9 protein-coding genes are annotated in these 7,742 nt (G+C 31.9%); 1 reads left to right on the forward strand and 8 read right to left on the reverse strand.

The annotated features are described in order from the left end of the window. From SPJ17_RS08700 to SPJ17_RS08730, 7 genes are all read right to left on the reverse strand, one after another. Positions 1-531: hypothetical protein (locus SPJ17_RS08700; protein WP_321094819.1), on the reverse strand; the 531-nt coding region annotated here is incomplete at its 3' end. Beyond that, on the reverse strand, positions 528-1,403 hold the full coding sequence (locus tag SPJ17_RS08705; protein ID WP_321094821.1) for an ABC transporter ATP-binding protein: 876 nt from the start codon (positions 1,401-1,403) through the stop codon (positions 528-530). The genes SPJ17_RS08705 and SPJ17_RS08700, both read right to left, overlap by 4 nt. After that, on the reverse strand, positions 1,400-1,738 hold the full coding sequence (locus tag SPJ17_RS08710) for a GntR family transcriptional regulator (RefSeq protein WP_321094823.1): 339 nt from the start codon (positions 1,736-1,738) through the stop codon (positions 1,400-1,402). Before SPJ17_RS08710 ends, SPJ17_RS08705 begins: the two co-directional genes overlap by 4 nt. A gap of 114 nt (positions 1,739-1,852) precedes the next feature. Further along, entirely contained in the window at positions 1,853-3,316 is a 1,464-nt protein-coding gene (locus SPJ17_RS08715) for a C69 family dipeptidase (RefSeq protein WP_321094825.1), read from the reverse strand. A gap of 11 nt (positions 3,317-3,327) precedes the next feature. Continuing rightward, positions 3,328-5,139 carry a hypothetical protein gene (locus SPJ17_RS08720; protein ID WP_321094827.1) on the reverse strand — a complete coding sequence of 604 codons (1,812 nt, stop codon included), beginning with the start codon at positions 5,137-5,139 and terminating at the stop codon, positions 3,328-3,330. Between the two features lie 89 nt (positions 5,140-5,228). Further along, on the reverse strand, positions 5,229-6,152 hold the full coding sequence (locus SPJ17_RS08725; RefSeq protein WP_321094830.1) for a cation diffusion facilitator family transporter: 924 nt from the start codon (positions 6,150-6,152) through the stop codon (positions 5,229-5,231). 150 nt (positions 6,153-6,302) lie between these two features. After that, entirely contained in the window at positions 6,303-6,647 is a 345-nt protein-coding gene (locus SPJ17_RS08730) for a hypothetical protein (RefSeq protein ID WP_321094832.1), read from the reverse strand. Positions 6,648-6,739: 92 nt separating this feature from the next. Between SPJ17_RS08730 and def the strand changes: the two genes are divergently transcribed. After that, on the forward strand, positions 6,740-7,354 hold the full coding sequence (gene def, locus SPJ17_RS08735; RefSeq protein WP_321094834.1) for a peptide deformylase: 615 nt from the start codon (positions 6,740-6,742) through the stop codon (positions 7,352-7,354). Between the two features lie 22 nt (positions 7,355-7,376). Here the strand turns inward: def and SPJ17_RS08740 are convergent. Then, positions 7,377-7,742, reverse strand: a 366-nt coding sequence (locus SPJ17_RS08740; protein WP_321094836.1) for a hypothetical protein, incomplete at its 5' end; no start/stop codon positions are given.

Genomic DNA, 7,742 nt, shown 5'->3' on the forward strand with positions numbered 1-7,742 from the left:
TACTGGCCATAAAATAATCGTTGCCATTAAGGTACAAAGTATACCATCGATTACATTATTCGCTTTTGTAAAGAAGAATACCAAAATGGAATATACAACAAATCCTGAAACAAGTAACATTCCATAATACGCAAAGAATCCAAGAAAATTGCAATAAGCATTTGCCCAAGGGAAAATGACAAGCAAAGATATAAAATAGCTTAGAGTAAATGGTACAACGATTTCCAAAAATCCTATAATATATCTCGTTAAATAAAGCTTCTCTCGTTTTATAGGCAAGGAATACGCTTGATCCATTGTTATTTTTTTCATTTTAAATGAGAATTCAACAATAGGGGTTATAGCTAAGCCTAACCCTAGGGAAATTACATAAACAGAAACGATTCCTTCGCGTAAATATAGGATATTTTGTGCCTCATATATCATATTATCCTCTCTATTTACAACTAAAAATAGCAATAGGAAAATAATAAATGCTGTTAAATAAATTGGAAATCTTTTCTTAATTAAATATAGGAAATACTTTCTCATTTTAAATACCCCCTAGATTCAACCTCAATAATAAATAGCTCTTCAAAATCAATATTGATTTCATCGATGACAAGAGGATGATATTCCTCCATCAGTTTTGTCATTTCTTCTAAACTATTTTTTACAACCACAGTAATAAATCTCTTATCCTGCTTGAATGTTATAAATTTTATATTGAAATCTTCTTCCTTCATTTCACAACCAAAGGCAATCATATATTTATGATATTCCTCTAAATGCTCACTAATATTTCCACTAGATGAAATCTTTTTGGCATCTAATAGCCCATAGGAATCACAAATGTCCTCAAGCTCTCTTAAGGAATGGCTCGATATAACAACCGTCATGTTGTTTTCTTCTTGAACCTTAAGTAAAGCCTTTTTCAAGGTTAATCTTGCCAAAGGGTCTAAGCCATCAAATGCTTCATCTAAAAATAAGTATTTGGGCTTTATTGCAAGAGCAAGTGCGACAAACACCTGTCTTCTCATACCCTTAGAAAAATTATACATACTCTTCTTAAGTGGTATTTGGAATCCATTTAAGTATTCAAAATAAGCAATCTTATCTAAATTATAGAAGGCTTCATATAATTTAATAAGATTTTCTGGTGTTGTATTTCTTGAATAAAATGGATCATCTGGAAGCAAGAAGACATCCTTCTTTACCTCAATATTTTCATAAATAGGCTTATCATCATAATAAACTAGACCTTCTTCTGGCTTTATGATTCCTGCCATAATTTTTAGAAGTGTTGATTTACCTGCACCATTAATACCTACAAGTCCAAATATAGTTCCATCCTCTATATCTAAATTTAAGTCATCTAATACAAGCTTATCAAAGGACTTCTTAATTCCTTTAATACGAATCATTTTAAATCCTCCCTTAATATCGCATCTAATTCCTCAAGGATTTCTTCTTTTGTCACTCCTTGATCGAATAGATTTTTTAAAACATCCTTAATCATAGGATTTTTCTTTTTCTCGCCTGAAACAAAATATCCCTTCTTTGGAATAGATTCAATTAATCCTTCCTTCACCAGTTCTTGATAGGCTCTTTCAACAGTCTTGTGATTCACACCAATTTCAATCGCAAGCTCCCTGACAGAAGGCATTTTCTCAAGAGGCTTTAATATGCCTAAGGATATATATTTTCTATAATGATTTATAATTTGCTCATATACGCTTTCTTTTCCGCTAATCTGCACAAAATCTGCCCCCTTTGTACCAACTGTCCCAACTGTACCCCTATTATAATACCAAAGAAAAGAATTGACAAGACTATTTTTTGAGAAATAAAAAGGAAGGCAATGCCTTCCTAATTAATTATCACTTCTAGAATATCCACATTTCATGGATAAAGACGCTTGATATAAAACCTTATTTAATGTATTTTGAGCTTCCTTCTTCGCCATTTCACATAGCTTATTGTTTGCTTCCTCTAATACCAAAACATCCCCAGATTCATTAAATTTCTTATCATATTCGTTGATGATTTCATGCCCCTTTGCGGATACTGAAAGCTGATAACGCTCAATATGCTGAATACATGTACCATAATTTGCATCTGCTAAAACGCCAATTAAACGATTTACCCAGAAGAAATTATCTGTAGAAACATCTAAGGTAACATTCGATACATACTCTGGTAATTCAAGTACATTCGTATATAGTGGTAAGGAGGAATTGAATGGGTTTGAACCGAAGGATAACCATTCAATTGCTTTTATTTCATCTTTAACATATGGACGAATTTGTGTAATTGCCATAATACCTGTACGAGAAATGCCGATAGGGCGATATATGCCCTTTCTTGGGTCATTTGCTTTTTGATATGGATTATAAGGTGTACCCTGATAATAGCTAGATAATATATATTTTATATCCTCAGGTGTAATCTTTCTTTCTGGTACTAAGCTCCATGGAATATCATCAGATTCTGGAGTGAAATCCGCATTATCTCCATCCCATTTATAAGTTTTTGGATTAAAATACCTTCCCATAAACCAAGCTCTTGGTGTGTTATATACATGATCAGAATCCGTATGAGACCCAAAGATGTTTCTAGGGTTAAATACTCCATTATTGTTAAAATCTAAATGATTTTTTTCTATAAATTCTAATAAATCACTAGAGCACATATTTTCCTTTTTGTCCCCAAAAGCATCCTCTATATCAAAGCGATCCAGACCAAATTGGTTTGGCATAATGACATATTCGTCATCCTTAACTCTTCTTGCAATCCAGTGGTGTCCACCAATAGATTCTAACCACCATACCTCATTTTCGTCATGAAAGGCAATACCATTCATTTCATAGGTACCATATTTTTCAAGTAAGCCACCTAAACGTATAACGCCTTCTCTTGCAGTTTTTATGTAAGGTAAAACTAAAGTTACTAAATCCTCTTCGCCAATACCACCTGGAATATCCTCTTCACCTTCATTCTCCTTTTTCTTTGGAAAAACTAATGGGTCAGCACCTAACACTCTCGCATTTGATGTGATGGTTTCTGTTGCAGTCATCGCAACATTTGCCTTATTAATACCCATTGCAGGCCAAATGCCATGTGTTTTATCTACACTTGGTGCAGAGGTATATCCAATTGGATTATCTGGAAGCTCTATTTCAAGCATACCAATGACACTTTTATATTTTCTTGGCTGATCTTCTGGGTTTACTACAATAACCTTCTTTGTGTCAAAATGACCATCGTCATTTCTAGCTACCATAGTAGAGCCATCATAAGATGCCTTTTTTCCAACTAAAATTGTTGTACAAGCCATAATCTTAACTCCTATCTAAAATATGTATTATATATTTGTTCATATCTACCATCAATGGTATAGTATCTAAGCTCATTCATTAAATTCGAATGATTTCTTATAAATTCAACAACAAATGGATTATATTTTGTGCCCTTGCCATCGACAAGTTCTTGCAAAAGCATATCAAAATTCTTACCAAAGGAATAATTTCTTCCATAGCAATCCGTACCTGCATCTATTGCATCTGCAATCCTAATTAAATCAATGACAATCTTATATTTAGATTTCGTATTATCAAAGTATACAGGATATCCATTTTTACCATCATAATCCTTATGATGTCCAAGCATAACATCAAAATATGGTGCAAAATCCTTATCATTACCGATTAATGCTAAACCCTTTTCTGGATGCTTCTTCACATATTTATATTCTAAATCGGTTAAGCTTCTATATTGCTGTGTAATTAATCCTGTAGATAAGGATTTACCTAAATCATGAATTCTTGCGGCTCTTGCAACATAGGATTTTAATTCATCATAATTCGAAAAACCAATCTTATAGAATTCATTTAATAATAAATCCTTCGAATGATTTATATAATCTAAAATGCCCAAGGATAACCTTTCAACCATCAAAGAATGCATGTAATTACCTGGTTGATTCTTCACTAAAATATCCCTTAATAATCTTTCCTTATCCTCAATAGAGGAAATAAAAGGTAGCGCCTTACGAATTAGAGTAGATGCTGCCTCATCAAAGGCAATCGTATATTTTTCCTGAGGAATTCTATTTAAAAAGCTAGCAATAGCCTTTATTATATTTAAGGATTCCTTTTGTCTTTCATTTATACTCAAATAGGAGCAATTTAAAAAATCAAAGAACATAAATGCCGTATTAAATAGGTTTTCTGCACGAATAAAGATTTCATCACTGGATTCATTGAAGGTCAATTCATTTGTATCATTTAAATAGAATCCTAAATAATTCTTTAAATAATAAACAAATTCCTCATCATTCATTTGATCATGAAAATAATTCAATACTGCATTACATAAATCTGTATCCATTTCGTCCTCAAATGTATCCTTGATTTCATCAATTAAATCAATATATTCCATTTGCTGAGATAATCCATCATCTAAATAATACATAAAGCTATGTAGTAGCATTATATTTAATAAATTACCTTCATGATGTGCAATTTCTTGGTCCATCATATCCTTTATCTCGCTCGACTGATAAAATGCTTTAGCTTCTTTAAATGCATCTATAATATCCTGATTGTATTTGTTACTATATTCAGGTAATGTTTTTAAAATATTATAGTAAGCTACATAGATTAATCTTCTTTCATTGATGCTAGTTAAGTCCTTATAATGCACTCTTAAATCTTTAATCTTATGTAAATCGCTCTTTAATTGCTCTAAGGCAGAATCATCTAATCTTAAAAAACAACCATATTCGTAGCATCTATCCTGATATAAATGAATTAACTTATTATAATCCTTTATATTCTCATAATAAGGGATGAGCTTATCAATGATACGAATAATAAAATAAGAATCATGTAAATCTCTATCCTCTAGAGTTCTATAGCCCATATATAGGGCATCATACTCTTTAGAGTCTAAATCCTTATCTAAATAAGAATTAATTACATTTACCATTTCTGTATTCTTTTTATAGATCGCTCTTACCGCAACACTTCTTTTTTTATAAGCATCTAACCAATCCTTATAATCTCTAAAAGAAAATAAATTCTTATCTAACTCGTTACAGGTTATTATATTGTGTTTAATTGCATGAAAGCAATTGCTAATTTCTTCAAACTTATCCATATAAATCGCCTCACATTTTATGATTATATCATAAAAAATTTAAAAATCAGCCGAATAGGCTGATTTCATTGTTATTGAAGTATTTTCATTTATTTTTCATTTTCTTCTATTGAAATAGAGTATGGGTCTATATGGACAATACAATGTTTAATATTATCATATTTTCCCTCTAGCATATCGTGCACTCCCTTTGCAATATCATGGCCCTCCTTTACGCTTAGAGTATCTAATACTGCAATTTCAAGCTCAATATAAATTTTGCTTCCAAACATTCTACTTTTCAAATCATTAATAGCTAATACTCCAGGATAATTTAGAATATCTTCGTGAATGTTTTTTAAGAAATCGTCTGGAGCTGCTTTATCGATTAATTCATTTATACCATCCTTAAAAATATCAATAGAAACCTTTAGAATAAATAAAGAAATGACGATCGTCATAATAGGATCTAATATTAAAATATTACCACCTAAAATTAAACCTATAATACCTATAACAGATGCAATACTTGAAATGGAATCCGTCAAGTGATGAATAGCATCCGCTCTTAACGTTTCTGATTTTAATTTTTTTGCCTTAGCATTCGTATAAAAATACATCCAACCCTTAACGATAATCGAGGTAATCGCAAAGCCTAAAGCAATATATAGGAATACTCCAGTTTGATTCTCATATTCTCCCTTAAAGAAGGAAATAATGGAGGTTACGCCATTATACATAAGCGTTCCTGCAGTAATAAATAGCATTACGGCTAATATTACCAGTGCAACAGATTCCATTCTCTCATGCCCAAAGGGATGCTCCTTATCCGCCTTTTTCGATGCCATTTTGGCACCTACAATAACGACAATCGTCGATAAAACATCGGATGCACTGTGAATACCATCTGAAATAAGAGATGTTGATTTTGCCAAAATACCTGCAACAACCTTAGAAATGGTCAATATTAAATTGAAAAGAATCGTAATAATTCCAACCTTGGCAATCTCTTTGGTATATTCGTTTTCATCCATAAAAAAAATACCTGCCCTTCCCTGCAGGTAACCCTGCAGACTTCTATTTCGTCCCACAGGTAATCCTGTTGCCTAAGCCCGGCTGCCATACATTATGCGCCTGATCTACATCATTTTAGCAAAGTCAATTTATGTTAGTCAAGAATAATCCTATAACAAAAATGGGCTTTTTAAAAACTTATTCGATATTAAATTCTTTAATTCATCTAAATCGTTATTTATATTCTTATTTATTTTCTCTTCAAGCATGAAATATTCCTTAACATATTCCTTAGAATATAAATTTGCTTTAGCCATAGAAAACTCCTTCTGCCTTTGATTTAAATCAAAAATTTCTGGTCTTTCCTTAGCCTCTATATATTCTGCTTCCTTCATCTTAAAGGAAATGATTAAAGGGGCATATTCCTTATGGATTATGTCCTTTAATTTTAGAAGTCTCTTAAAATCATCGCTGTTTATTATTTCATCAATATATTCCTTAACTAAATCTTCCATACTGTACCTCACAATCATTTTAATAAATATTTAGCCCATTTTCAATAATTGTAATTTCCTGATAATATGCTATAATACCTTTGGTGATAAAAATGTATTTAGAAAAAGATATTGTAAAAGAAGGAAATGCTTTATTAAATCAAAAATGTAAAAAGGTATCTCTACCACTATCTAGCGATGATGAGGCTTGTATTCGTGGATTATACGAATATATGGTTGTATCTGCTGTAGATGAGCTTGTAGAAAAATATAAAATCAGACCTGGTGTTGGTATTGCAGCACCACAGGTTGGTGTTGAAAAAAGAATGTTCGCAATAAACTGTGTGGATTTCCTAGATGAGGAGCAAAAACAATATTGCTATGCTTGGATTAATCCACAAATTGTAGCTACATCAAAGAAAATGACATATCTTCCTGGTGGTGAAGGATGTCTTTCTGTAGATAGAACTACAGAGGGTTTAGTTACACCAAGACATATGTCTATTAAGGTTAAAGGTACAATATATGATTTTAATACAAGAAAGCTAAAAAATATATCTATGCTTCTTACAGGATATCCTGCCATTGTTTTCCAGCATGAATATGACCATTTAGATGGAATATTATATACCTCTAAAATGTATAAACCCGAAGAATTAGATGAGGATATCGTACCTTTATATACAATTAATGAAAAAGGCGAAGCTTTAGTTGAAGAAAATGAATAATGGGTGCACGAGCACCCATTTTTCATTTTGTATAATGTTCTACCTCTTCAAGACTTAAATTAAGTAGTTTTGCTATTTCTTCCTTTTTCATTCCATTTTGGAATAGTTTTTTTACAGCAATGCCTTCGCCTAAGGCAATGCCTTCTTCTCTACCTTGGGCAATACCCTCATCCTTGGCAGCCTCAAGCCTTACGCCCTCTTCGTATTCCTGCTTTAATCTTGCATCCCTTAATCTTCTAGCCTCGCTAGACTTATCATAATCGCTTAACATTTCTGCCGCCTCCTTTATGATTAGGGAATTATCTTCTAAATATTTTCCAATATCCTTTGTAGATAATAATTTTAACGCCCTATCTAATTCCATTTTACTATCTTCAGGAATTTTTTC

The organism is Anaeroplasma sp. (genome assembly GCF_034179385.1).
In the GTDB taxonomy this organism is placed as follows: domain Bacteria; phylum Bacillota_I; class Bacilli_A; order Acholeplasmatales; family Anaeroplasmataceae; genus Anaeroplasma.